Consider the following 25,341-nt stretch of genomic DNA (forward strand, 5'->3'; position numbering starts at 1 on the left):
TCATTGAACTGAAATGATAGGCGTTTTCTACAGAAATGCGAACAAGTATTTCCGATTAATTCGTCATACATTGAATTGAATGAAGAGTTAAAAATTTAAATTAAGTTGGAGCACTATTTTTTACAGATAAAAAAAGAGCATGCGTAAGCATGCTCTTTTCTTTGCAAGAAATTACTCAGCTACGATAGTAACTAGAACTTCTGCAACAACATCATGATGCAATTGGATTGCGATGTTGAATTCACCAGTGTTGCGAAGCGCACCATTTGGTAAACGAACTTCTGCGCGGTCTACAACAAGACCAGCATTAGTTAACGCGTCAGCGATGTCACGAGTACCGATAGAACCGAATAGTTTACCTTCGTCACCAGCTTTAGCAGTGATTACGATGTTAACTTCGTTCAATTGGTCAGCACGTGCTTGAGCAGCAGCTAATACTTCAGCTTCTTGTTTCTCAAGTTCAGCACGACGAGCTTCAAATGCAGCAGTGTTAGCTTCAGTAGCAGCAACTGCTTTACCTTGAGGGATAAGGAAGTTACGGCCGTAACCAGCTTTAACTGAAACTTTATCGCCTAATTTACCAAGGTTTTTAATGCGTTGTAATAAGATAATATCCACAGCTCAACCTCACTTATGATTGTCAGTGTAAGGGATCAAAGACAAGTAGCGAGCTTGTTTGATAGCAAGCGCTAATTGACGTTGGTAACGAGCTTTAGTACCTGTAATACGGCTAGGAACAATCTTGCCGTTTTCAGTGATGTACTGTTTTAAAGTGTCGATATCTTTGTAGTCGATGTACGTAACGTTCTCAGCTGTAAAGCGGCAGAACTTGCGACGACGGTAAAAACGTGCCATGTTATGTTCTCCTTATGCTTCAGCAGAGTCTTGAGCTTGTTGTGCTTCTTCACGTTGAGCTTTACGCGCACGTTTTTCTTCAGCACTCTTAGCCAATAGTGACTCTTCAGTGATAGCGTTTTCACGACGGATGATAAGGCTACGAATGATTGCATCGTTGTAACGGAACAATTCTTCTAGCTCATCAAGAGTAGTTTGACCACACTCAACATTCATAAGAATGTAGTGAGCTTTGTGGATCTTGTTGATTGGGTAAGCCAATTGACGACGACCCCAGTCTTCAAGACGGTGGATTTGACCTTCAGCTTCTTTGATGTGAGTTAGGTAACGTTCTACCATACCCACAACTTGATCGCTTTGGTCTGGATGTACCAATAGTACGATTTCGTAGTGACGCATTGTCAGCTCCTTACGGTTTAGCCAGCCCCAATCATTAATTGATTGAAGCAAGGAGTCACAACCAAAGTTGTGTCGCAATAATTGCGAAGCGTGAATTTTAGAGCGTTTAAGTTTGAAATACAAGGCATGGATTTAAAATGCTTGAGTTATTTATGGTTTAAGGCCGATTAGCGGTACGCAATAAAAACACCACATAACCTTTAAAATAAGGATCTTGAATTAAATGTTTGGGTGCTTGCCAAAGGCCATTTTGTACAAGGCCTATTTTATAAGGTAGTTTCAATTTTGAGACTTTATTCAAATAGCTCGTGTAATTCTCGATCGTGACACTACCACGATAAGTTTGAATAGCGATCTCATCAATATTGCGTCGCAAAACACTGAGCGTTTGCTGATCTTGAATATTTGTCCAATCCATTAAACCAGTAATGCTTAAACGATATTTTTGAGGTAGTTGCTTTCGTATATTTTCAAGGAATAAGGCATATTGATGAATGTTTTTAGTTTTTGCGTCAAAATCGATTTGTAAGCCTTGGATCTGATTGCCGTTATTTTCCCAATGTTTTAGCCGCTGCAAAATTTGCTGAATATTGCTATTTGACCATTGTAAATGATGGCTACGGATTACAATCCAAATTTTCTGCTGTGGTTTATGGAGGACTTGAATGCCTTGAGGGATAAACTCGGATCGTTTTAAAGGTTTATTCCAATTCAATTCACCTTGTAAAATATAGAGCTCCGTGGCTTGCTGTAAGTAGGGGCTACTAGAAATATTGCCCCAAATCCAAAAACTTGAATAATGTGCTGCATCAACACGTTGCTGTAATTTGGTTTGAGCCTGTTGTGTTTTTCCAGATTGGGCAGGTGTGCAAGCAGAGCACAAACCTATACTCAAGATAAGCAAAAGTCGAAATGTTCTTGACCACTTGATCACCTGCAAAATCATCATCAATTACCAATAATATTTTAGAGATTTAGCCCAGCTGGTTTCTGGATAGTCGCGTTTGATTTGATCAAACCATTGTTTTCGAACCGACTTATTTACATCTTTGTCTTGGCATTCATTATTGCCACTTGGCGCATAACATTGAATGGCACGGTACAGCGCATAAGCCGTTAATTCAGATTTTGTCCCTGTTTTAATAATGTTTTTATATACATCGCCACGGGCAAAATAAGTCCCCTTGAAACTTTGCAGTGAATGATCAGGCAGGTAGTTGAGATTTAGTATGGTATAGGCTTGTGAACTACGCGCATATTCACCTAAGCATAAATTAAGGCTCAAGTCTTTTGGGTTGACTTGCAATTGTTGGGTCAAAGTTGCCAAGTCAGGACATTTAATCGAATTGCTCACGCTTGCACCTTTCCATAAGAAATTTGCAAATGATGGCTGATTGCGAAACTTCTCCGCAGTGTTTTGTTCAGTATTAAATTGAGCCGCGTTGCTTGGTAATTCACGGTACGCTTGGTTAAATAAATCAAAGTTTTGATAAGCCAATGACTTATTTAGTAGGGTATAAAGCGCTACATTTTTTTGATCTTGTGTGGCCACGTTATTTTTGACCACAGACATTAAACTTTGTTCATTCGCTGCATCGACTAAATATTGTTGCTGTAGATAAGCTTGCTTGATTTTGGCTGAAGAACCAATAAATTGTGCAGTATTTTGCTGTTGAGCATAGTAACGATACAGCATAAGTTCAGCCAATCCACGTTGTTCGGCGGTTTTGCTGATGGAAAGTAGGTTTTCCCAATATTTTTGAGTGGCCTGATTTCGCCCACTAGCTTCCAGAATACGGCCTTTAAGTAGTAACTGACTCAACTGTAGATAACTGTTGATGCTGCTCGGTGCTCGTTGTGGCAGATATTTGAGTGCTTCTTGTGCTTTGTTTTGCACATAAAATAAGTGATTTGCCTGCAAATACTGGAACAGTTCTGGTGAATCTTTAAAATAATTTTTCTGTGCGTTTAACTCAGCCCATGAAATGACCACATCATCTGCCGTTTCTTTTTTGCGCATATGCATAAGGTCATAAATGCTAAGAAAAAATGGATCTTTCAAATTTTTGACATTGAGTCTATTACTTTGAAAAACATGTCGATCTAATTCATAAGGTAGATTTGGCAATTCTAAATTATAGACGCTGGATGTTGGATGATTGATTTGCCAGACATATTCATTGATCAGTAAATCGTGTTTACCACTCAGCCAAAAACCACGTCTTAATAAACCGCGTGCGCTTGCTGCATATTGACCCTGCGGATAGAGCTTAAAGTACTGAGTAATGTTATTAAAAAAAGTGGTTAATAAGTTTTGATTGAGTTTGTCATGTACTAAATCACCATATTCACCAACACCACTTTGATAGGCTTCATTTAAGGTGCTACGAATAAGCATATATTGAGAAGTTTCTTTTAACCACGTTTGATCAACATTGGTTAGTACTGAATAAATCTTAGTCGCTATGGAAAAGTTAGTATTATAAAAAGAGATCGTTGCATTTAGATAGGATACATATTGACGTGCAGCGGCAGACCAATTTGGATTCACGCTCAGTAAAGCTAATGTGTTTTCACAATTATTAATTTTTTCACGCTCATGGATCAACATGTCTTTTTCACTGCTTGAAAGCTTAGTGTCCGTTTTGACTTGTTGAATAAACGCGTGCGCACCATTTTGCAGGCTATTGCAATGCTCGTTATAGCTTAAATCTGGTGCTTTTAGAGGTTTGCGTGCATTTGGCAATTTATTGTGGCTATTCACTAAAAGACTGGAAACTTCAAAAGGAACTTTGCTATAGCTAGTTGTCCATAAAGTGGATTTTTCTTCTTGAATATTAAATTTGGCAATGCCTAAATCGCTAAGCAACAGCAGCATATTGGTTTGATTGTCATTTGCCGGCGTGAGCGCAGGCAATTCATTGCATGCTGTATAGGCAGTGGTCTGAATTTCAGTCGAAGGTTCACAATAGACATCCATACCTGCATGACTGTGTGCACTAAAGAAAATGCCAAAAGGAATAAATGATGTGAAAAGAGCAGAGCGAAGAATTTTTTGTTGAGAAGACATAAGGCACAGTTATTTATAATTGTAGGTGCAATGATATCAAGTGGGGAAAGTTGATTGAAGATGCCTAGAAATAAAAAAAGATAGAGTAAAACTCTATCTTTTTTAAAAAAATACAATTGGCTTTAGAGGGGCAGTGGAAGTAAAACTAAAAATTAAACTAATCACTGTGATCAATTTGACCGAAAACATGAAATATTGTTTTGCCCAAACTTGATCATCTTCAGCTTTGAATCCTTGAATGGTTAAATAAATCCAATACAGACTTAAGGCATTCAGGACAATCATATAAATCCAATTGGCATAACCATAAAAGTATAAACCGTTCATGGTGATGCAGAACAAAATCACGTAAACCAAAGATTCAACCTTGGTTCGATGAATTGAACGTGCTACAGGTAAAATTGGAATTCCTGCATTTTTGTAGTCATCAAATCGGTAAACTGCAATTCCCCAAGAATGAGGCATTTGCCAAAATGCATAACCAATAAAAATCAGTAATGCACCTAAATCAAACTGGTTTGCAACAGCCGTATACCCGATTACAGGTGGTGCTGCGCCAGAAAGACTGCCGATAATGGTTTGATGAATTGTTGTTCGTTTTGTCCATAAGCTGTAAAAACCAACGTATACGACAAAACCAATAACAGCAAAAAGAAAAGCGTAAGCATTTACCCAGAACCATAAAATGCTAAAACCAATTACACCTAAAACTAAAGCAAAAACTAAAGCAACAGGAATCGAGATTGATTTTTTAACCATCGCACGATTTTGTGTGCGTTGCATTTTTGAGTCGATGTCTTGGTCAATAACGTTATTGACAACACATCCAGAAGCGACCACAAAGAGGGTGCCTAAGAGGGTAAGAAGCAACAGAAGGAAATCTACAGAACCTTGGGCAGCTACAAAGTAGCCACCCAAAGCGGTAACAAAGTTACCAAAGAGAATTCCTGGTTTAGTCAGGAATAAATACTTTTTCAGCATGACGACCAGTTTAGATCATCATGTTGAAGTGAAGGTAGTTCATAATCCACACAGAACCTACTAAAAGGATAGCAATTGTGAGGATTGTATAAACAAATGCAATCACGTTCCAGCGTTGCTCTGAAGAAGAGTTCATATGCAGGAAGTAAACTAACTGAATAAGAACCTGAGCAACCGCAGTAATCGCGATTACGGCAACCAATAGACCGCGGCTAAAACCACCTGCCATTACCATACCGAATGGAATTACGGTAAGTAGAACAGAAAGGATAAATCCGATTGTATATTGTTTAACGTTACCGTGAGCTGCACCAGCAGAGTTATGATCGTGACTCATTAGATAACTCCCATCAAGTAAACAACGCTGAATACGCAGATCCAAACGATGTCAAGGAAGTGCCAGAACAAGCTTAGGCAAGCAAGACGACGAGTGTTTGGAAGTGTCAAACCATATTTCTTGATTTGGAACATCAACACAAGCATCCATACCAAACCAGAAGTTACGTGAATACCGTGCGTACCAACTAAAGTAAAGAACGCAGATAAGAACGCACTTGTGCTTGGGCCATGACCAGCATGAACTAAATGATTGAACTCATAAAGCTCCATGCCAATGAAGGCTGCACCAAATACCCAAGTAACTGCTAACCAAGTTAAAACTTGACCAACATTTTTCTTGTATGCTGCAAGAACAGCAAAACCAAAAGTTACAGAAGAGATAAGAAGGGCGAAAGTTTCAGTTAAAACGAAACCTAAAGATTCACCAAACAGCTCTTGTGCACTTGGCGTACCCACTGGAACGTGGCTACTTAATACAGCGAACGCGATGAAGAGTGTCCCGAAAAGAACCAAGTCACTCATCAAGTAAGTCCAGAAACCAAAGACAGTGATGTCAGTATCATCGTGATGATGATGTTCGTCATGTCCGTGGTTGTCGTGATGAAGTACTTCAGCCATTGTCTTAGTCCTTCTTCAAATGTTTTTCAAGAAGCGCGTAGCGTTCATTTTCAATACGTTCAACTTCTGCAGCTGGAACATAGTAGTCAACTTTCTTAGTGAAAGAAGAAACGATGAAGCTGATAATTGAAGCAATGAAAGTTACAACGACTAACCACCAGATATGCCAGATTAATGCGAAGCCCATAACTGTAATAAACATTGCAATTACGAAACCTGCCGCACGGTTTGTAGGCATATGGATGTCTTCGTATGTAGTTGGCTTAGCGTAAGCAACACCATTTTCTTTGTCAGTCCAGAAAGTATCAATACCATTGATCTTTGGAAGATAAGCAAAGTTATAGAATGGTGAAGGAGATGAAGTAGCCCACTCAAGAGTACGACCATCCCAGATATCGCCAGTAACGTCCATGTTGTCTTTGCGTTGAAGGAAACCAACAACGATTTGCATAACAAAACAGAAGATACCGATAGCAACCAATACAGAACCAAATAAAGCGATCGCTAAGTACGGATCCCATTCAGGGTTGTCATATGTATTCAAACGACGAGTCATACCCATGAAACCAAGGATATAAAGTGGCATGAATGCAAAGTAGAAACCGAAGAACCAGAACCAGAACGCTGCTTTACCCCAAGTTTCATTCAATTTCCAACCAAACATTTTTGGCCAGTAGAAAATGATACCCGCGAACATCGCGAACACTACACCACCAATAATTACGTTATGGAAGTGAGCGATAAGGAATAAAGAGTTGTGTACTAAGAAGTCCGCTGGTGGAACTGCCATTAATACGCCTGTTAAACCACCAATACCGAAAGTCACAAGGAAGCCAAGTGTCCAAAGCATTGGAGTTGTATAGGTGATGCGGCCCTTGTACATAGTGAATAACCAAGAGAAGATTTTCACACCAGTAGGGATCGCAATGATCATGGTCATGATACCGAAAAACGCGTTAACGTTGGCACCAGCACCCATTGTAAAGAAGTGGTGAACCCATACAACTAGTGAAAGAACACCAATTGCTACAGTTGCGTACACCATTGATTTATAGCCGAACAACGCTTTGCGTGAGAACACAGCAGTAACTTCTGAGTAAATACCAAAAGCTGGTAATACCAAGATGTAAACTTCCGGGTGACCCCAAGTCCAAATCAAGTTTACATACAACATTGGGCTACCACCCATGTCATTTGTAAAGAAATGGAAGCCGAAGTAACGGTCAAGTGAAAGCATTGCAATAGTCGCAGTCAAAACTGGGAAAGTTGCAACGATAAGCACTACAGTAACTAATGCAGTCCAAGTGAAAATAGGCATGTCCATAAGTTTCATGCCAGGCGCACGCATTTTAATGATGGTAACGAAGAAGTTAACACCAGTAAGAAGCGTACCTAGACCAGAAACCTGAAGTGCCCAAATATAGTAGTCTACACCTACACCTGGAGAGTATTCGATGCCAGAAAGTGGAGGGTAAGCCATCCAACCTGTTGCAGCGAATTCACCAATTGCAAGAGAAGCCATCATTAAGCCCGCAGCGCCGGCAAATAACCAGAAGCTTAGAGAGTTTAATAATGGGAATGCTACGTCACGCGCACCAATTTGAAGTGGTACAGCAACGTTCATTAAACCAACAACTAGACCCATTGCTACGAAGAAGATCATGATTACGCCGTGGGCAGTAAAGATCTGGTCATAGTGTTCTGGGTGTAAGTAACCTTCACCGCCACCTTTTGCAAGGAACAGTTGAAGACGCATCATAATCGCATCGGCAAAACCACGCACAAGCATGACAATTGACACGAGGATATACATGATACCAATTTTTTTATGGTCTACAGATGTGAACCATTCGTTCCACAAGTAGCCCCATTTTTTAAAGTAGGTGATACCAGCAACAACTGCGATACCGCCAAGGATCATCATTGCAACAGTAACCAACACGATTGGATCGTGTGGAATTGCATCTGGTCCTAACTTACCTAATAAGCTCATGTCTTATTCCCCTGCAACAGTCGCATGTTCAACGCCTGCATGAGCTTCAGAAGCAGCAGCTTCGTGTCCAACAGTAGCTGTATGATCAGCACCGTGGTAGTTACTCATGTATTTATTGATCACTGATTCGAACAATTTAGGTTCTACTGAAGAGTAATAAGTCACTGGATGTGGCTTAGTAGGGTAAGGCTTCATTGCTTCAGCTTTAGCCTTTTCTTCAGGAGTAGTTGCTCTAGCAACTAAAGCTTCGATCTGGTGTTTAGAACGGTTGCCGTCACGTAAGGTTGCAAATTCAGCTTGGTCTAAAACAGTTTTTTGAACTGCTTCAGGATTAACTGAAGAACCATTACCAGCTTTAACAGCAGAAACCCATTCAGCAAACTGAGCATCAGTCACAGCATGTGCACGGAAGCGCATTTGTGAGAAGCCATAACCTGAATAGTTAGAAGAGAAACCACGGAAGCCTTCAGCAGGACTAGTTTCATCAGCTAATAAGTTCAAGTGAGTTTGCATACCTGCCATAGCATAAATCTGACCACCTAACGCCGGAATGAAAAATGAGTTCATTGTGAAGTTAGATGTTAAACGAAGGCTTACAGGAGTTTTCTCAGGGAAGCGGATCTCGTTTACAGTCGCGATGCCTTGTTCAGGGTAGATGAAGATCCATTTAAATTGTTCAGCAATAACTTGAACAGTTAAAGGAGCTTTATCTGACTCGAGTGGACGGTAAGGGTCATACTTGTGGGAACCCCACCAAGTTAACCAAGCTAAAATAGCGATAATAATTACGGGAATACCCCAAACTACAACTTCAATTGCAGTCGAGTGTGCCCAAGTAGGTGCATAGTCTGCATCTTTATTTGACGCGCGATATTTCCAACCAAACCAAAGAGCCATAAGTGCTGATGGAATAACGACCAACAACATTAGGTAGATCGCAGTAAGCATGAGGTTTGATTGACCTTCAGCAACTGGACCTTTTGAGTTTAGAAGTACCATATCACCACCACACCCAGTTAAGAGTGCAGCGATCGCAGATAAAGACAATACAGCTAAAATTGTTTGTCTCATTTTACAACCTCGGTGAAGAGTCCCATTCCCTAAATTTAAAATTTGGGATAGCGAATAAAGTGTCGCATGATTGTGATTTTTTCAGACATGAAAAAACAGTCACAATGATGCGACACCGCTACGTTGTAGGGCATTATGCCTGATATCGGCAAACTAAGCTATACATAAAGATGCTTTAAATGACTGTATTAAAACCCTATTTTGCTAGTCGGGATTGTATTTTTTTTATCTAAATTTTATTTTAATTTCAATATAATGCACAAAAAAGGGATGAAAAAATCATCCCTGAATAAAAGTGAAAATTATTGGTTTATTACCTTGGTTTTTGCCAATTTGTCATGCAAGGTTTGACGCTTTTTGCCGAAAATAAAAACGGAATCAATGATTGCGCTTAAAGGCATCGATAAAAAGTTCAGAAAAATAAATAAAACACTACGTAAAGTGAAGCCACGCATGAGGTTTACAGGTTGGCTGGTTTCGGCATCTACGATTTTAATTTTGGTGATTTTTTTACCAATACTTTGACCAGATTTAGCAATCAAATACGCTTGAATGAAAAGCATAATGAAGAGGTAAGCAAACATTGCAATCCAAGCTTGGTTGGGAAACATCTCAACCATTTGTGTTTGTAGTGCCTGTAAAACATTGGGGTCAGCATTTGGGGTCATCACAGCTTGCATAAACTGTTCATTCAGATTTGCAAATTGTGTCTTTTCACTTGGACTAAAAAATGCCGTTAAGATAAAAGTTGCTGGTATCCAAAGCAGTAAATCGACGATTTTCGCCAAAACACGTTTAGGAATACTAGCTAGGCTAGTTTGCTCTTGTACCGCTTGAGGCTGTGCATAGGTATTTGATGGCGTAGTTGCAGTTTGATTTGATTCGAATGCTGTTGGTGCAGTATATCCTGCAGGCATATAAACCAACTGACCTTGAGTGAGTTCACCCAAAGCTTTCCATTCGGTCATACCTTGGTGCCAAACCAAGTCCGTGAGTAACACTTGTTGGCTCGCGAGCATTTGGTTAAGTTGTTCTAAGGTGTAGGGACCAGCTTGTTGGTTATTTCGTGCCAAGTAAATCTGCATAAAACTAAAATCTCAAAAAACGTCTGTAAAAGTATAAATAAAAAAAAAGACCCACATGTGGGTCTTTTTTTAACACAGTTTATTAAGCTTGTTGAGCTTTTTCTTCAGAAAGGAAGAACCATGTGTCTAATACTGAGTCTGGGTTAAGCGAAACAGACTCGATGCCTTGTTCCATTAACCATTTAGCTAGGTCAGGGTGGTCTGAAGGACCTTGACCACAAATACCTACGTATTTGCCAGCTTTACGACAAGCATGAATTGCCATAGAAAGAAGTGCTTTAACGGCTGGATCGCGTTCATCAAATAGGTGAGAAACGATACCAGAGTCACGGTCTAGACCGAGTGTTAACTGAGTTAAGTCGTTAGAACCGATAGAGAAACCGTCGAAGTGTTCAAGGAACTGTTCAGCCAACAATGCATTGGTTGGAAGTTCACACATCATGATCACTTTAAGACCATTTTCACCACGTTTAAGACCGTTAAGCGCTAACAATTCAATAACACGTTTCGCTTCAGCAACAGTACGTACGAAAGGAATCATGATTTGAATGTTAGTTAAGCCCATTTCGTCACGTGCTTTTTTCAGTGCGCGGCATTCAAGTTCGAAGCAGTCACGGAAATTGTCAGACACATAACGGCTTGCACCACGGAAGCCAAGCATTGGGTTTTCTTCTTCAGGTTCGTATAACTTACCACCGATTAAGTTTGCGTATTCGTTTGACTTAAAGTCAGACATACGAACAATCACTGGTTTGTCAGCAAACGCTGCAGCAAGTGTAGAAATACCTTCAACTAGTTTTTCAACATAGAATTCGATAGGAGATGCATAACCAGCAGTACGTGACATTACAGCAGCACGAGTTTCACGTGGTAGGCTGTCAATGTTAAGCAATGCTTTAGGATGTACACCGATCATACGGTTGATAATGAACTCAAGACGAGCAAGACCAACACCTTCGTTAGGAATTTGAGCAAAGTCAAATGCACGGTCAGGGTTACCTACGTTCATCATGATTTTGAACGGAAGTTTAGGCATAGATTCGATAGAGTTGCGTTGGATTTCAAAGTCCAAAGAACCTTCGTAAATAAAGCCTGTGTCACCTTCAGCGCAAGACACAGTCACTTCTTGACCGTCAGTCAATACTTCAGTTGCATTACCACAACCTACGATTGCAGGAACACCAAGTTCACGTGCAATAATCGCAGCGTGACAAGTACGACCACCACGGTTAGTGACAATCGCAGCAGCACGTTTCATTACTGGTTCCCAATCTGGGTCAGTCATGTCAGATACAAGTACGTCGCCGTCTTGAACTTTGTCCATTTCTTTGATTGAAGTCACGATACGCACGCGACCAGAACCAATACGTTGACCGATTGAACGACCTTCACAAATCACATTACCTTTTTGTTTAAGAAGGTAGCGTTCCATTGTGCCTACATTTTGACGGCTCTTCACAGTTTCAGGACGTGCTTGAACGATATAGATTTGGCCATCATCGCCATCTTTCGCCCATTCGATGTCCATTGCTGAACCGTAATGGTTTTCAATGATCAATGCTTGTTTAGCAAGTTCTTGAAGTTCGTGGTCATTTAAAGCGAATTGTTGACGATCTGCTTTTTCAACGTCTACAACAACCACGGATTTACCCGCAGCACCTTCTTCACCATAAATCATTTTTTGGTGTTTAGAACCAAGGTTACGACGTAATACAGCGTGTTTTCCTGCATTTAGAAGTGGTTTAGATACATAGAATTCGTCAGGGTTAACTGCACCTTGTACAACCATTTCACCCAAGCCATAAGATGCTGTGATGAAAACTGCGTCACGGAAACCAGATTCTGTATCAAGTGTAAACATTACACCAGCAGCACCTGTTTCAGAGCGAACCATGCGTTGAACACCAGCAGATAACGCAACGACGTCATGTGCGAAGTTTTGGTGTACACGGTAAGAAATTGCGCGGTCGTTATAAAGTGAAGCAAATACTTCTTTAATCGCAACAAGGATGTTATCGATACCACGGATGTTCAAGAAAGTTTCTTGTTGGCCGGCAAATGAAGCGTCTGGTAAGTCTTCTGCAGTTGCAGATGAGCGAACGGCAACCGCGATTTCAGGGTTGCCGTTTGAAAGAGCTGTGAAAGCTTCACGAATTTCTTTTTCAAGTTCAGCAGTCAGCGGAGTGTCTACAATCCATTGACGGATTTTCGCACCAGTTTCTGCAAGTGCATTTACATCGTCAACATTGAGTGCAGCAAGTTCAGCGTTAATTTTAGCGTTCAGGCCACTTTGCTCGAGGAATTCACGATATGCTTGAGCTGTAGTAGCAAAACCACCAGGAACAGATACACCAGCATTTGCGAGATGGCTGATCATTTCACCTAATGATGAGTTTTTACCGCCCACGAGTTCTACGTCGTGTTTCCCTAATTTTTCTAGACCAATTACGCGCGCTTCCAAAGTTGTTACTCCACTTTTGCAGTATTAATCACTATCTTGGCATGAAATTATAACAAATTACTTAGCATTCTAAATTTACTAAGTGACAGTCATGTAAGATGGTTTACTATAATGATTATATAGCACTAAGACAAATTTTGGAGGAGAATTTTAATGTCAGAAGGTAAACAGATTCAGCGTAGTGTTTTCTTTGTTTCGGATGGTACCGCGATTACCGCAGAAACCCTTGGACACTCACTGTTAGCCCAGTTCCCTCATGTAGATTTTGACATTCATATTATTCCATATATTACCTCTGAAGAAGCAGCTACAAATGTGGTTGCAGAGATCAATCTTAGAGCGCAGCAAGACGGTCAAAAGCCTTTGGTGTTTGATACCCTTGTAGACCCTTATGTACGTGACATTATTAATACTGCAAATGCAATAAATCTTGATGTTTTTGAAGGGCTTATTAGTAAATTATCTGACGAGTTAGGCACTGCACCTACGACTTTAGTCGGTCAAACCCATGCAGTTACAGATTCTGAGTCTTATAAAGCACGTATTGATGCGGTGCATTTTGCTTTAGATAACGATGATGGGGCACGTACTCGTCATTATGATAAAGCTGATTTGATTTTAATCGGGGTATCACGTTCGGGTAAAACACCAACTTCCATCTACCTCTCTTTGCAATTTGGTATTCGTGTGGCGAACTATCCTTTGACAGAAGAAGACTTGGATGACAACCGTTTACCTGCAGTTTTACGTGAACATAAGCATAAGTTATTTGGCTTGATGATTGATGCAGAGCGCCTTGTAGCAATTCGTTCAGAACGTAAGGCCAATAGTCGTTATGCTAGTTTTAGTCAGTGCCAGATGGAATTACGTGCGATTGAAGGTATTTATATTTCTGAAGGAATTAAATACTTAAACGTGTCGGAAATGTCGATTGAAGAAATTTCAACTCGTGTTTTACAAATGACTGGACTGAAACGTCGTATTGGTTAAGTGTAAATTGAGCCACTTCGGTGGCTCTTTTGATGATAATGAATTTCTGTATAAATTATATAAAAATAGTATTAATTTCTGGCTTGTCATACTTTTAATGAATGATAAATATTTAAAATATTGATGAAAATTTTCCTCAATATTTAGACTTAAAATTTAAGCAATTTCTGCATTCAAATGTGTACCAATTTGATGAATTTTTTTGGCTGAAAATTTATAAAATATGGCCTAATTGACAGCTTGAATCTTTTAAAATAATCCGTGCTGTGCTGTATTTTTATCTATGAATTAAGCCTGAATAATCCACTTGATATGAGTTGTATAAATACAAGATTTAGCTAATATGGTTTAATATTTAATCAATTTTTCAAAAATACTGATTTAAATGCTAAAAAAAATAGGCAGAAAATAGAATAAAAAATAATCAAACAGTCGCTTTTAGGTGTTAAATCTCAAGAAATGGCATCATTTATTTAATTGATGTGGGTGAAAAATAGTCAAATTAATAACATTCAGGCTCTAAACTCCGATATAAATTGATATTTAAACTGGATTTCAATCTGTTATTTTCCTATTAAATATAGATAACAATAGAGGTAAATATCGGTTGAACATAAGCATCAATATAAATTTTTCAACTTACAGTTAAGGAGTAAATAGAGCTGTGTAAAAAAATAAGCACTGAAAAAATTATTGGTTTGAAATAAAGTTTTCATGAAGAATTGATCATAACTATTCAAAATTGCACGTCTATAAACTCGCTGTAGCTGCTGGTGCAGGTCGGAAGCATGATTTAAGTCTGAGCACTGAAAAAGCATGTAGCACTATTAAAGCTATTTTTATTTATGGATTTTTAAGAATCCTTAGCCTTATCGAATGAAAGTATCCAATATAGTAGGGGAGCTACCAAAAGCCGCCAGAGATGGCTTTTGGTATTGTGATTTTTTGATCAATCACAAAAATTTAATAGATGTCATGTGAAAATAATTGCAATGTCATTACTTTTCTTTGGATTGGTTAGATTCGCTGCGCACAATGACATCACACTCAAACGTATGTTCATCTAAAGCCGTGATTGAATTACTCTGAATTTTTGCAATTGGCCAAGTATTTAAGATGCAGTTTGGCTGCTGTAATGCTGCATAATAATGATCAGATTTTAGGAAGGTTTTGTTCTGAATTGCGGTATTTGGACTGAGTAAATGTCTTAACCAATGGTTCGGCACTTGATCTTCTAAAAAGCGAATCGCCAAAATACTCTTAATACGATTGCTAAATAAACGTCGATTTTTTGCAATCAGTGGGTGCTGGATTAATTTATTCAGTAGACGTTCGGTGCGTGGTAAGACAAATTGCGGTTTGATTTGATAGACCATGATGTTATCTGCAACCTGACATAGATGATGTAGTTCAGAGACCACATGCTGATCTATCCCAATAATTGCGATTTTTTGATTCTTAAAATCATAATCTTTGATCTGTTCTGAACTGATGATCGTTCCACGAAAGTGTTCAAAATCTTCTAGATGATTATTAAAAATATGGTGGGTTGCATCCTGCTTGTTGGCCATATTTATTCCTTATCTTTTCTTTTTTTAGTTGAGTCTTAGATAGGAATATATTCTGTGATGGGCCAGTTGGGGTAAAGCGTTTTTTCAGTCTGATGAGTCATGCAATTTGTCTAGAATTGATTTGCTTGGCCCTTGTCATTTATAGATTTCTAGGACTGAACTGATTTTTTTATGCGTTGAAGTTCATCTTTCGCTCAAGCAGGTCGAAATAATGAGCGACCTGCATGAACGGCTTTTGATATCTATAAATTTTGTGAGTTTTAAAGTGGTTCATCATCTTGTGAGCTATAGTCAAGCTGACTCGGGGTTGAATGCTTAAGTTCGGGTTGGTCGGTATGGGTACGTAAATAGTCCATATCACGAATATTCTTTTGTACTGCAACTGCGCCAAACAAACTCATTAAGTAAGCCATCATGTAAAAACCTTTTTCACTTAATGCTAGTTCAGCATTCCATAGGCCAATGGCAAGAAGTACGAGGCAAATAATGACGGATGCCCAGCACAGTCCAAAGTAAATTGCAGTGACATGCATTCCTTCTAAACGGTCACGAATGATTTTTTGTAATGAAACCGATGAAAATAATCCATAGAGCAATAAAATGAGATAAAAGCCTTTTTCATTCAGCATCATATTTGCATTGAATAAACCTATGCAAAACACTACAGCGCCTAAAATGAGGGCACACCAACTTGCTGCGATAAATGCGGGTGTGGGTTTATTAATATATTGGCTCATCTGCTTATTTTTCTCTTTGTTTTGCTTGTGTTTAATATTTATACAGGAATGAAAATGAGTAAAGCAATTATTTCGTTGAGGCAATGATGGTTTTTAAGTACAGGTTTGGTCGTTGTTAGCCGAAACCATATTATCTGTTGACTGCTATCCGTCTAAAGAGCCACAAAAAATGTAGTCACAATTCTACCTTTAGACGGATTAAACGCTTGGATTAGATCATTAAGTTGAGAGTCTTAAGCCAGATCATTTTTGATTTGCATTAAACGTTCGAAGTTTTCAATGCGCTTATCGGTATCGTAAATGTCGCAGGTGAAAATAAATTCATCAACGTCATATTTGGTGAGTAGGTTTTCTAAACCTGCTCGAACGGTTGCATTTGAACCGACTTGTCCCATAGCGTAGAAATTATCAACAGACATCTTCTCTGCAGCAGACCATAAGCCTTGCATACTGTCGACTGGAGCCTTGAGTTTTAAACTTTGACCGCGCATTAAACCTAAAACCCGTTGGTAAGCACTCGTTGCTAGATATTCTGCTTCTTCATCTGTTTCAGCAACAACCGTTGGTACGCCCATAGACACATAAGGTTGATCTAAATATTCGGATGCTTGGAAATTTTCACGATAGAGCTGAATTGCTTGTCCAAGCATGCGTGGTGCGAAATGTGAAGCAAATGAATAGGGTAGACCTAAACGTGCAGCGAGTTGTGCACTGAAAAGACTTGAACCTAAAAGCCATACAGGAACATGTGTATTTTGTCCCGGTGTAGCAATGATGCGCTGCTGTGGCTCAGGTGCTTTAAAGTATTGCAATATTTCAAGGACATCTTGTGGAAATTGATCTTCGGTTTCCTGACGGCCACGGCGTAAAGCGCGCATGGTGGTTTGGTCAGTACCTGGTGCGCGACCTAAACCGAGTTCAATACGGCCGGGATATAACGTTTCAAGTGTGCCAAATTGTTCAGCGACAACTAAAGGCGCATGGTTGGGCAACATAATCCCGCCTGAACCGAGCTTGATGGATTGTGTATTTGCTAAGAGATAACCGAGTAAAACCGCAGTTGCAGAACTTGCGATGCCGTCCATATTGTGGTGTTCGGCTAACCATAGACGTTCATAGCCAAGCTCTTCTGCTCTCTGCGCTAACTGGAGTGCATGTTTGAGTGAAAATTCGATGGTTTTATCATCTCGAACAGGTGCGAGTTCAAGTATTGAAAATTTTGTATCGGCTAGAGTACGCATTTTTTCTCTCAGAGATCTTTATATCGAAATAATACGATATAAATAGCCTAATGTATATCGAATAAATTCGATATGGTCGTGGGGCGGTGTAAAAAGTCAACTTTAGATATACCTAAAGTTTTTTATAAACAAAAAAAGCACCCGAAGGTGCTGATTTTTTTTTCATTGAAATATATCGATTAACGTTTACCGTTTTTGTACCAACCTAAGTGACGACCATTATCTCCACGGTAGCCTCGGTCATTGTAACTATAATTATTGGTACGATAGCCACGGTTGTTATAACGACGGTCATAGCGATCATCATAACGGTCATCATAGCGACGGTCTTCAGACACTTTTTTACCTAGTGCAGAACCACCGGCTGAACCAAGTGCAGCACCGATATAACCACCGTTTGTACCGCCCATGTTTTTACCTACGGTATAACCACCCGCACCACCAAGTGCGCCACCAATGATGGCACCATTACGGTCACGTTTGTTCGCCGATGCTGCAGCACCTGCACCGCCACCAATAGCTGAACCAATCATTGCGCCAGTTTGGCCGCCAACTTGGTTACCGATTGCTGCACCAACAACACCACCTAAAGCAGATGTTAATGCAGTATTGGTGCTATTACCTGCATGTGTTGCAGTCATAGTAAGCGCTGAAGCGGCAATTGCTGCACTGAATAGAATTTTATTAATTTTCATTTTTAAACTCCTTACGAAGCATGATGTTTATCTGTTGATATCAATATATGAAAACACATAGCGAATATTTGGAGCGTGATGTGAAATAAAATACGTGTTCCGTTGCTGCAATGTAAATTTTGCACTTTATTTCTACATGATTGATGACTTGGTTGGAGAGAAGGCAAATCTACATATGTATGAGCTGCAATAAATAAAGTTGTATTTATCATTTGAAAAAAGGCGATACATAAAAAAAGCACCCGAAGGTGCTCTTTTCACTATCCAATAAATTTGGACTCACTAATTTTGAATTAGTGACGACGACGGTAACGTTTTTTGTATTTACGTTCTTGCTGTTTGTCGTAAGCTTTGTCTTTAGAGATTTTATTACCTAAAGCCGCACCACCAGCAGCACCTAGTGCAGAACCAATGTAACCACCGTTTGTACCGCCCATGCTTTTACCAACGGTATAACCTGTACCGCCACCTAAAGCACCACCGATTGCAGATTCTGTACGGTTACGTTTATTACTTGCTACCGCAGCACCACCAGCACCACCAAGAGCAGCACCAATTGTAGCGCCGGTATTACCGCCCATGTTTTTACCAATAGCAGTACCTGCAACACTACCTAATGCACTAGCTGCAGCAACGCGTGTTGTACTATCTGCATTTGCAGACACAGTGAACATAGAAGCAGTTGCTAGAGTGGCTGTCATTAAAAGAGTATTCAGTTTCATAGTTCACTCCATGTCCTTCATAAACGCGAGGACTTTTTCATAATCATTTCGATGGCAGTAAATGTAACAAAACTATTCGCTATAAATATGGAGAGCTTTCTCTTTATTTGGTGATTTGAGTGTCTAGTTTGTATAAGTTTTATTAATATTGTGAAAAAAACGGTCGAATGCTGAAAATCTGTACGACTTTGTGGAGAAAGGTAGGAGTGATGAAGTTCACATTTTGATATTTAGGCTCATAGATAGGCCAAAAAACAATAAATATGTCATTTCAGACCCATTATCGGTACACTAGCGCCATTATTTTGAATTTTGGCATATCCGTGAAAGTTTAGCGGTAGAGCCTGTGTATTGAGATTTTTTGAAAAATGAAAGAATCGTTACGTTTACGATTAGATCAGCTGTCTGACCGTCACGAAGAATTAAATGCATTACTCGCAGATGTAGAAGTCATTTCAGACAATAAACGTTTCCGTCAGTTGTCTCGTGAGCATAGTGATTTATCTGAAATCACTGAAGTTTGGAAAAAATACCGTCAAGCAGAAGAAGATATTGAAACTGCTGAAGTGATGATGACGGATCCAGATTTCAAAGAAATGGCCGTTGAAGAAATTAAAGAAAATAAAGCTTTGATTGGTCAGCTTGAAGCAGACTTAAACATTCTGATGATTCCAAAAGATCCGAATGATGCGAACTCTGCCTATTTAGAAATCCGTGCCGGAACGGGTGGTGACGAAGCTGCGATTTTCTCTGGTGACTTGTATCGCATGTACAGTAAATATGCTGAATCACAAGGTTGGCGTATTGAAGTGCTGTCTGAAAATGACGGCGAACATGGCGGTTATAAAGAAGTGATTTGCCTCATCAATGGTGAAGGCGTATATGGTCGATTAAAATTCGAAAGTGGCGCACATCGTGTACAGCGTGTTCCTGCAACTGAGTCGCAAGGTCGTGTTCATACTTCGGCATGTACGGTTGCGATTTTGCCTGAAATTGATGTAGACACCAGTGTTGAAATTAATCCTTCAGAACTACGTATTGATACCTATCGTGCATCTGGTGCAGGTGGTCAGCACATTAACAAAACTGACTCTGCTGTGCGTATTACTCATATACCAACGGGTACAGTTGTAGAATGTCAGGACGAACGTTCACAACATAAAAACAAAGCCAAAGCGATGGCGCTGTTGGTTTCTCGTTTAGAAAATGCCAAACGCGCAGCAGCAGATGCCGCGACATCTGAAATGCGTCGTGACTTGGTGGGTTCTGGTGACCGTTCTGAGCGTATTCGTACCTATAACTATCCACAAGGTCGCATGACTGATCATCGTATTAACCTAACACTGTATAAGTTAGATGCAGTGATGGAAGGCGATTTGACTGAATTGCTTGATAGTTTGCATCGTGAATATCAAGCCGATCAGTTGGCGTTATTAGCGCAGCAGAATGGTGGCTAATGAATATTGCACAGGCTTTGGCCTATCGTGGTGAACCTGAAAGTTATGAACGTCAGGAAAATGCGTGGTTGTTAGAGCACATCACCAAGATTGATTCTTTTGATTTAATCATGAAAAAGGATCAAGAATTGACGGCAGAACAAGAACAACTCTATGTCGACAGTCTTGCTCGTATTGCAGCAGGTGAGCCTTTGGCTTATGTCACAGGTTCTCAGCCATTTTGGACGCTAGACTTAAAAGTGACTAAAGATACTTTGGTTCCACGTCCTGATACGGAAGTACTCGTTGAAACTGTACTCCGTTTAGAACTTCCTGAAGATGCTCGTGTGGTCGATTTAGGAACAGGAACTGGTGCTGTAGCCTTGTCATTAGCCAGTGAACGTCCAGATTGGTCAATTGTAGCTTCGGATATTTACGAACCTACCTTGGAAGTTGCTGAGTTTAATGCCAAAAAGCATGATCTTGAACATGTGCAGTTTGTCTTAGGTTCTTGGTTGAAACCCTTTGGTCGTGCTTTCTTTGATGTAATTGTGTCAAATCCGCCGTATATCGATGCTGATGATGTACACATGAAAGATTTGGCGACAGAGCCTGAACGTGCTTTGGTTGCGGACAATCATGGGCTTGCAGATATTGAGCAAATCATTCTTCAAGCTAAAAAACATTTAACCGTGAATGGTTGGGTGGTGCTCGAACATGGCTATGACCAAGGTGAATCGGTCAGACATTTGTTCTTGCAGGCTGGATATCGAAATGTTCGGACTATAAAAGATTATGGCGGTAATGACCGTGTCAGCTTAGGTCAGTGGCAACATTGATTTAGTGTTAGATAAATAGTCAAAAATAAAGCGCATTGAATGCGCTTTATTTTTATATTCGATCAATGCTTACATTGGGTAGTCTTGTAAGCTATCGAAAACTTCAACTTGTTCTAAAGCTGCTGTTTCTACTGCAAGACAGTAAGCAATAATTTTTGCAGTTGCATTCACTAAATTTTCATCTTTTAGATTTGCACCTGCTTGAATTGCTTCAATGTCATCTGCTTGGATATCCAGTGCATGAGCAACTTCAACTGCATTTTCAGTGCTAAAAAATTGTGAGATCAAATTTTGCAAATCGATATCTGCGACAGTTTTAAGCTGTTCATGAAACAGTTCATCAATTGCGTCAATCTGAGTGAAAAGAGAATCTGAAAAGTTTTGAACAAGTTGTTGTTCAAGAACATCAATCATCTTAAGCATAGGAAAGCCTTTCAAGGAGATGCAGGAGAATTGGAATATAAATAAGCAAAGTGCTTTAAATTGAGTGAAAAATAACCTAATTAGACTAAAGTAGCAATCGTTCAAGGATGAATGGTCAGTCTATTTATTGAATATTTTTAAGTTATTGATTTTCTATTAATTAGATGAATATTCAATTTATAAATAGCGAATATCAAATTTTAGGCCTTGAATTCAGGCGCATTATTTTGTCGATACGCACCGGGACTGACACCTGTCCATTTTTTAAAAGCCCGATGAAAAGCACTCGGATCATGAAAATTTAGTTCTTCACTGATATCTTGTAAGCTTTTATCGGTATGGGTTAAAAAATCGATGGCAGTATCACGTCGGATATCATTTTTGAGTTGTTGATAACTCACACCTTCACTTTTAAGACGGCGATGCATCGTGGCTTCCGACATATTCATTTTGACTGCCAACTCATAAAACTCTAACCATTCGGCAGGAGAAACGTCTAAGAGTTGTTTGCGAATTTGGCTGCTAAGTGCATACGGGTTTTTAAAACGAACCAAGAGGTTTTCAGGCGTTTGTTGTAGGAATTGATACCAGGAACGTGTGTCTTGTTTGATGGGAAGGCTTAAATAACTGGCATCGAGCTGTATATAGTTTTGACTGGCTTGGTAATGAATATTTTCGCAGAAGCGAACTTTATAGTCGTGATCATCAAGCGGTGCATCACATTTAAATTGGATTTGGTTTAATAAAATCCGTTGACCACTTAGCCAGCACAGTAGCGTGTGGATGAGCATTAAATATGTGGCATAGCTGAACATGCGTTTAGGCGCATGTTGGTCATAGATCACGATATAAGCAAAGTGATCTTCAATAGTTAAATCGCTATGTAAGTCATCTAAAACCAGATTTAAAAATTGTAGGATTTGCTTGAGTGCATCACCCAATGTGCTGTTATGCATGACCATTTTCGACAGTAGCTTAAAACTACCACGTCGCATAGCATGCCGATCCATGCCAAAAAATTCATCATCCATCACATCTGCAAGATGAGTCCATAAAGCCGCATATTGTGAAACGGAAACTCTGGTCTTACTTGATAGCAGTAACTCTGAGGGTATACCAGACTTTTGTAAAATAGAAGAAATATCAAAGTGCTTTTTTTGCGCATCATGTAATGCTTCATGCACCAAGTCGATAGAAATCGTCCCTTTACTGTATTCGAGTCTATGCTTCGGCATATGTGCGGATAGGTCCTTGTTCAGAATTGTCCAAATACATCAGAAAAGATGCAACATTTGGAAATTGTACTGAATAAATTCTCTGTTTACTCTGCATCTTAAGTCGAATTTAAAACAAAGCATCATAAATAGGGAAATGCTATGGACATTAAAGGAAAAGTTTTTGTTGTGACAGGTGGTGCATCAGGACTAGGCGCTGCGACAGCAACACATCTGATTGGCCTGGGCGCAAAAGTGATTATTGTGGATATGAATCATGAGCATGGCGAAGCAATGCAACGTCAACTGGGTGATCATGCTAAATTTGTTCAATTGGATGTTACCGATGAACAAGCGGTAGGCGCTTTCTTTGCACAAGTTGAAGCGGAATTTGGTCAACTTAATGGCTTAGTGAACTGCGCAGGTATCGCACCCTCTGCAAAAGTTTTAGGTCGTGACGGATTACATGATTTGGCGATGTTCCAAAAAGTATTAAATATTAATGTTTCAGGCACATTCAATATGCTGCGCTATGCGGCACAACTGATTGCTAAATATGAATTAAAAGCAGGTGAAGAAGAGCGTGGCGTAATTGTGAATACGGCATCGGTAGCGGCTTTTGATGGTCAAATTGGTCAGTCGGCTTATGCAGCATCAAAAGGGGCAGTGGTTGCAATGACATTACCTCTTGCACGTGAGCTTGCACGTGAATCAATCCGTGTGATGACCATTGCTCCGGGCATTATGGAAACGCCGATGCTCAAAGGCTTAGCACAAAATGTACAAGATGCTTTGGGGCAAATGGTGCCTTTTCCTCCACGTTTAGCAAAACCACAAGAGTTTGCAAAATTAGTGACGCATATTTTTGAAAATGCTTATCTCAATGGTGAAGTGATACGTCTTGATGGCGCGATCCGTATGCAGCCTAAATAGTTATTTATTAAAACTGCTTATTCAGGCTTCTACGACGGAGTCTGATCGAGAATAACTTCGTTGACAGTAGCTTATCTCGTTACTTTTGTTTCGGCAAAAGTAACCAAAACCATAGTCATTTGTAAAACTCGTCATCAAGTATTTATTGATTTACAGATTACAGAAACATTAGAGATTAATGGCGTCCTGCCTCAGACAGTTGCAAATGACGTCGTCGTGTATCCAACGTTGCTTTATACAGTCAAAGAATTTTTAATTCCGCAGTTATCCAACATTTAAAGCTATACGCGCTATAAAAGATTTAGAAAAGGAAGTCTCATGATTTTAAATGATGAACAAAAAATGGTTCAGGACATGATGCGAAGCTATTCGCAAGAAAAACTGAAACCGACGGCTGCAGAGCGTGATAAAACGGCAGCATTTCCTGAACAAGAGCTAAAGGAACTTGGTGAGCTGGGTGCTTTAGGCATGACGGTTTCGGACGAATGGGGAGGTGCAGGTTTAGACTATGTGTCTTTGGTTGTTGCCTTAGAAGAAATTGCTGCAGGTGATGGTGCGATTTCCACAATTGTCAGCGTACAAAACTCCCTGCCATGTGGCATTACGCAACGTTATGGTACTGAAGCACAAAAAGAAAAATACTTAAAAAAATTAGCCACTGGCGAATGGTTAGGTTGTTTTTGCCTAACAGAACCACAAGTGGGTTCAGATGCGAGTGCATTGGAATGTAAAGCGGAGCGTGATGGTGATGAGTGGGTGTTAAATGGCACCAAGCAATTTATTACCACAGGAAAACATGCTCAAGTAGCCTTGGTTTTTGCGGTAACGGATAAATCTGCAGGTAAAAAAGGGATTTCGTGCTTTTTAGTACCAACGGATGCGCCGGGTTATATCGTATCGCGATTAGAAGACAAAATGGGTCAGCATTGTTCCGATACAGCAACTATAGTTTTAGATGACTGTCGGATACCTGCCGATAGTCTTTTAGGCCAAGAGGGTGAAGGCTATAAAATTGCCTTATCAAACCTAGAGTCAGGTCGAATTGGCATTGCAGCGCAGTCTGTGGGTATGGCACGAGCAGCATTAGATGCAGCCGTTGAATATGCCAATGAACGAAAGGCATTTGGGGTGGAGATTGTACAGCATCAGGCCGTGGCATTTCGCCTCGCGGATATGGCCACCCAAATTGAGGCAGCACGCCAGTTAATTTTCCATGCAGCGACGTTAAAAGATGCCGGTTTTCCATGCTTAAAAGAAGCCTCGATGGCGAAACTTTTTGCATCGACGATGGCTGAACGGGTGTGTTCAGATGCCATTCAAATCCATGGAGGCTACGGTTATGTATCTGATTTCCCAGTTGAACGCATTTATCGTGATGTACGTGTCAGCCAAATCTATGAAGGTGCATCGGACATTCAACGTCTGGTGATTGCACGTGAAGTCACCAAAGGATAGGTGATTAAAAAATAGACTTTGGTCGATGTTCAAACCCTGCAATGGCGTTGATGGTTATGGAAATTGCAGGGGACATCCAAACATGGTTATCTAGGTATACACAGTCTAAGAATAGATTGTTTAACAAAGTATAAGTTTCAAAACTAAAAAACCGACATTGCAATCGGTGTATGGAATAGCAGTAAAGGCGGATGTGGCAAAGGAATCGTCACT

24 protein-coding genes are annotated in these 25,341 nt (G+C 39.9%); 5 read left to right on the forward strand and 19 right to left on the reverse strand.

The annotated features are described in order from the left end of the window. Nucleotides 1-171: 171 nt before the first annotated feature. From rplI to ppsA, 12 genes are all read right to left on the reverse strand, one after another. On the reverse strand, nt 172-618 hold the full coding sequence (gene rplI / locus FTT98_RS03335) for a 50S ribosomal protein L9 (RefSeq protein WP_078188585.1): 447 nt from the start codon (nt 616-618) through the stop codon (nt 172-174). A gap of 9 nt (nt 619-627) precedes the next feature. Beyond that, nucleotides 628-855 (reverse strand): 30S ribosomal protein S18, encoded by a 228-nt coding sequence (gene rpsR, locus FTT98_RS03340; protein WP_004278792.1) that lies wholly within the window; start codon nt 853-855, stop codon nt 628-630. Nucleotides 856-867: 12 nt separating this feature from the next. After that, complete coding sequence (gene rpsF / locus FTT98_RS03345; protein WP_004696436.1) at nt 868-1,254, reverse strand: 30S ribosomal protein S6; 387 nt, start codon at nt 1,252-1,254, stop codon at nt 868-870. A 157-nt stretch (nt 1,255-1,411) separates the two neighbouring features. Further along, on the reverse strand, nt 1,412-2,200 hold the full coding sequence (locus FTT98_RS03350) for a DUF3142 domain-containing protein (protein WP_168377858.1): 789 nt from the start codon (nt 2,198-2,200) through the stop codon (nt 1,412-1,414). A 6-nt stretch (nt 2,201-2,206) separates the two neighbouring features. Then, nucleotides 2,207-4,324, reverse strand: a complete 2,118-nt coding sequence (locus tag FTT98_RS03355) for a hypothetical protein (protein ID WP_180176990.1) — start codon at nt 4,322-4,324, stop codon at nt 2,207-2,209. Between the two features lie 102 nt (nt 4,325-4,426). Next, a complete protein-coding gene (gene cyoE, locus FTT98_RS03360; RefSeq protein WP_078188583.1) occupies nt 4,427-5,305 on the reverse strand; it encodes a heme o synthase in 879 nt (292 codons plus the stop codon). A gap of 10 nt (nt 5,306-5,315) precedes the next feature. Further along, nucleotides 5,316-5,642 (reverse strand): cytochrome o ubiquinol oxidase subunit IV, encoded by a 327-nt coding sequence (locus FTT98_RS03365; protein ID WP_078188582.1) that lies wholly within the window; start codon nt 5,640-5,642, stop codon nt 5,316-5,318. Then, a complete protein-coding gene (cyoC, locus tag FTT98_RS03370) occupies nt 5,642-6,262 on the reverse strand; it encodes a cytochrome o ubiquinol oxidase subunit III (protein WP_078188581.1) in 621 nt (206 codons plus the stop codon). The genes FTT98_RS03365 and cyoC overlap by 1 nt, the downstream gene beginning before the upstream one ends. Nucleotides 6,263-6,266: 4 nt before the next feature. Further along, nucleotides 6,267-8,255 carry a cytochrome o ubiquinol oxidase subunit I gene (gene cyoB / locus FTT98_RS03375; protein ID WP_067767311.1) on the reverse strand — a complete coding sequence of 663 codons (1,989 nt, stop codon included), beginning with the start codon at nt 8,253-8,255 and terminating at the stop codon, nt 6,267-6,269. 3 nt (nt 8,256-8,258) lie between these two features. Further along, nucleotides 8,259-9,326 carry a ubiquinol oxidase subunit II gene (cyoA, locus tag FTT98_RS03380; protein ID WP_180051123.1) on the reverse strand — a complete coding sequence of 356 codons (1,068 nt, stop codon included), beginning with the start codon at nt 9,324-9,326 and terminating at the stop codon, nt 8,259-8,261. Nucleotides 9,327-9,628: 302 nt separating this feature from the next. After that, the gene (locus tag FTT98_RS03385) at nt 9,629-10,411 is read right to left on the reverse strand and encodes an RDD family protein (protein WP_180063545.1); all 783 of its coding nucleotides are present in this window, start codon (nt 10,409-10,411) and stop codon (nt 9,629-9,631) included. A gap of 82 nt (nt 10,412-10,493) precedes the next feature. Next, nucleotides 10,494-12,872, reverse strand: coding sequence for a phosphoenolpyruvate synthase (ppsA, locus tag FTT98_RS03390; protein ID WP_078188577.1), 2,379 nt, complete (start codon nt 12,870-12,872; stop codon nt 10,494-10,496). A 153-nt stretch (nt 12,873-13,025) separates the two neighbouring features. Here ppsA and FTT98_RS03395 point away from each other — a divergent pair, with 153 nt between their 5' ends. Next, nucleotides 13,026-13,862, forward strand: a complete 837-nt coding sequence (locus FTT98_RS03395) for a pyruvate, water dikinase regulatory protein (RefSeq protein WP_078193964.1) — start codon at nt 13,026-13,028, stop codon at nt 13,860-13,862. A 998-nt stretch (nt 13,863-14,860) separates the two neighbouring features. Here the strand turns inward: FTT98_RS03395 and FTT98_RS03400 are convergent. From FTT98_RS03400 to FTT98_RS03420, 5 genes are all read right to left on the reverse strand, one after another. Continuing rightward, nucleotides 14,861-15,433, reverse strand: coding sequence for a flavoprotein (locus tag FTT98_RS03400; protein ID WP_180063546.1), 573 nt, complete (start codon nt 15,431-15,433; stop codon nt 14,861-14,863). 260 nt (nt 15,434-15,693) lie between these two features. After that, nucleotides 15,694-16,170, reverse strand: a complete 477-nt coding sequence (yiaA, locus tag FTT98_RS03405; RefSeq protein WP_180010362.1) for an inner membrane protein YiaA — start codon at nt 16,168-16,170, stop codon at nt 15,694-15,696. A 233-nt stretch (nt 16,171-16,403) separates the two neighbouring features. After that, nucleotides 16,404-17,411, reverse strand: a complete 1,008-nt coding sequence (locus FTT98_RS03410; RefSeq protein WP_180176991.1) for an LLM class flavin-dependent oxidoreductase — start codon at nt 17,409-17,411, stop codon at nt 16,404-16,406. Nucleotides 17,412-17,590: 179 nt separating this feature from the next. Then, nucleotides 17,591-18,106: a hypothetical protein gene (locus FTT98_RS03415; protein ID WP_078188572.1), complete on the reverse strand. Its 516-nt coding sequence runs from the start codon at nt 18,104-18,106 to the stop codon at nt 17,591-17,593. 293 nt (nt 18,107-18,399) lie between these two features. After that, nucleotides 18,400-18,828, reverse strand: coding sequence for a glycine zipper domain-containing protein (locus tag FTT98_RS03420; protein ID WP_078188571.1), 429 nt, complete (start codon nt 18,826-18,828; stop codon nt 18,400-18,402). A gap of 368 nt (nt 18,829-19,196) precedes the next feature. On the opposite strand from FTT98_RS03420, the gene prfA reads away from it, so the two are divergent. Together prfA and prmC are read left to right on the forward strand one after the other, a co-directional pair. Then, nucleotides 19,197-20,285, forward strand: a complete 1,089-nt coding sequence (gene prfA / locus FTT98_RS03425; RefSeq protein ID WP_078188570.1) for a peptide chain release factor 1 — start codon at nt 19,197-19,199, stop codon at nt 20,283-20,285. Next, on the forward strand, nt 20,285-21,103 hold the full coding sequence (gene prmC / locus FTT98_RS03430) for a peptide chain release factor N(5)-glutamine methyltransferase (protein WP_180063547.1): 819 nt from the start codon (nt 20,285-20,287) through the stop codon (nt 21,101-21,103). Before prfA ends, prmC begins: the two co-directional genes overlap by 1 nt. A 69-nt stretch (nt 21,104-21,172) precedes the next feature. Here prmC and FTT98_RS03435 read toward each other — a convergent pair whose 3' ends face one another. Then, nucleotides 21,173-21,526, reverse strand: a complete 354-nt coding sequence (locus tag FTT98_RS03435; RefSeq protein ID WP_078188566.1) for a hypothetical protein — start codon at nt 21,524-21,526, stop codon at nt 21,173-21,175. A 200-nt stretch (nt 21,527-21,726) separates the two neighbouring features. Next, a complete protein-coding gene (locus tag FTT98_RS03440; protein WP_180176992.1) occupies nt 21,727-22,761 on the reverse strand; it encodes an AraC family transcriptional regulator in 1,035 nt (344 codons plus the stop codon). A 141-nt stretch (nt 22,762-22,902) separates the two neighbouring features. Between FTT98_RS03440 and FTT98_RS03445 the strand changes: the two genes are divergently transcribed. Both FTT98_RS03445 and FTT98_RS03450 read left to right on the forward strand, forming a co-directional pair. Next, nucleotides 22,903-23,673: a 3-hydroxyacyl-CoA dehydrogenase gene (locus FTT98_RS03445; protein ID WP_078188564.1), complete on the forward strand. Its 771-nt coding sequence runs from the start codon at nt 22,903-22,905 to the stop codon at nt 23,671-23,673. A 318-nt stretch (nt 23,674-23,991) separates the two neighbouring features. Then, nucleotides 23,992-25,128 (forward strand): acyl-CoA dehydrogenase family protein, encoded by a 1,137-nt coding sequence (locus tag FTT98_RS03450; RefSeq protein ID WP_168377726.1) that lies wholly within the window; start codon nt 23,992-23,994, stop codon nt 25,126-25,128. Nucleotides 25,129-25,341 lie beyond the last annotated feature (213 nt).

Origin of the sequence: Acinetobacter sp. YH12039 (assembly GCF_013420015.1) — a bacterium.
Taxonomy (GTDB): domain Bacteria; phylum Pseudomonadota; class Gammaproteobacteria; order Pseudomonadales; family Moraxellaceae; genus Acinetobacter; species Acinetobacter amyesii.

What these genes read in the sequence shown, in the direction of transcription:
- rpsR (WP_004278792.1), bottom strand. Translation starts at nt 855, where the DNA reads ATGGCACGTTTTTACCGTCGTCGCAAGTTCTGCCGCTTTACAGCTGAG.
- rpsF (WP_004696436.1), bottom strand. Translation starts at nt 1,254, where the DNA reads ATGCGTCACTACGAAATCGTACTATTGGTACATCCAGACCAAAGCGAT.
- FTT98_RS03350 (WP_168377858.1), bottom strand. Translation starts at nt 2,200, where the DNA reads ATGATTTTGCAGGTGATCAAGTGGTCAAGAACATTTCGACTTTTGCTT.
- FTT98_RS03355 (WP_180176990.1), bottom strand. Translation starts at nt 4,324, where the DNA reads ATGTCTTCTCAACAAAAAATTCTTCGCTCTGCTCTTTTCACATCATTT.
- cyoE (WP_078188583.1), bottom strand. Translation starts at nt 5,305, where the DNA reads ATGCTGAAAAAGTATTTATTCCTGACTAAACCAGGAATTCTCTTTGGT.
- FTT98_RS03365 (WP_078188582.1), bottom strand. Translation starts at nt 5,642, where the DNA reads ATGAGTCACGATCATAACTCTGCTGGTGCAGCTCACGGTAACGTTAAA.
- cyoC (WP_078188581.1), bottom strand. Translation starts at nt 6,262, where the DNA reads ATGGCTGAAGTACTTCATCACGACAACCACGGACATGACGAACATCAT.
- cyoB (WP_067767311.1), bottom strand. Translation starts at nt 8,255, where the DNA reads ATGAGCTTATTAGGTAAGTTAGGACCAGATGCAATTCCACACGATCCA.
- cyoA (WP_180051123.1), bottom strand. Translation starts at nt 9,326, where the DNA reads ATGAGACAAACAATTTTAGCTGTATTGTCTTTATCTGCGATCGCTGCA.
- FTT98_RS03385 (WP_180063545.1), bottom strand. Translation starts at nt 10,411, where the DNA reads ATGCAGATTTACTTGGCACGAAATAACCAACAAGCTGGTCCCTACACC.
- FTT98_RS03395 (WP_078193964.1), top strand. Translation starts at nt 13,026, where the DNA reads ATGTCAGAAGGTAAACAGATTCAGCGTAGTGTTTTCTTTGTTTCGGAT.
- FTT98_RS03400 (WP_180063546.1), bottom strand. Translation starts at nt 15,433, where the DNA reads ATGGCCAACAAGCAGGATGCAACCCACCATATTTTTAATAATCATCTA.
- yiaA (WP_180010362.1), bottom strand. Translation starts at nt 16,170, where the DNA reads ATGAGCCAATATATTAATAAACCCACACCCGCATTTATCGCAGCAAGT.
- FTT98_RS03410 (WP_180176991.1), bottom strand. Translation starts at nt 17,411, where the DNA reads ATGCGTACTCTAGCCGATACAAAATTTTCAATACTTGAACTCGCACCT.
- FTT98_RS03415 (WP_078188572.1), bottom strand. Translation starts at nt 18,106, where the DNA reads ATGAAAATTAATAAAATTCTATTCAGTGCAGCAATTGCCGCTTCAGCG.
- FTT98_RS03420 (WP_078188571.1), bottom strand. Translation starts at nt 18,828, where the DNA reads ATGAAACTGAATACTCTTTTAATGACAGCCACTCTAGCAACTGCTTCT.
- prfA (WP_078188570.1), top strand. Translation starts at nt 19,197, where the DNA reads ATGAAAGAATCGTTACGTTTACGATTAGATCAGCTGTCTGACCGTCAC.
- prmC (WP_180063547.1), top strand. Translation starts at nt 20,285, where the DNA reads ATGAATATTGCACAGGCTTTGGCCTATCGTGGTGAACCTGAAAGTTAT.
- FTT98_RS03435 (WP_078188566.1), bottom strand. Translation starts at nt 21,526, where the DNA reads ATGCTTAAGATGATTGATGTTCTTGAACAACAACTTGTTCAAAACTTT.
- FTT98_RS03440 (WP_180176992.1), bottom strand. Translation starts at nt 22,761, where the DNA reads ATGCCGAAGCATAGACTCGAATACAGTAAAGGGACGATTTCTATCGAC.
- FTT98_RS03445 (WP_078188564.1), top strand. Translation starts at nt 22,903, where the DNA reads ATGGACATTAAAGGAAAAGTTTTTGTTGTGACAGGTGGTGCATCAGGA.
- FTT98_RS03450 (WP_168377726.1), top strand. Translation starts at nt 23,992, where the DNA reads ATGATTTTAAATGATGAACAAAAAATGGTTCAGGACATGATGCGAAGC.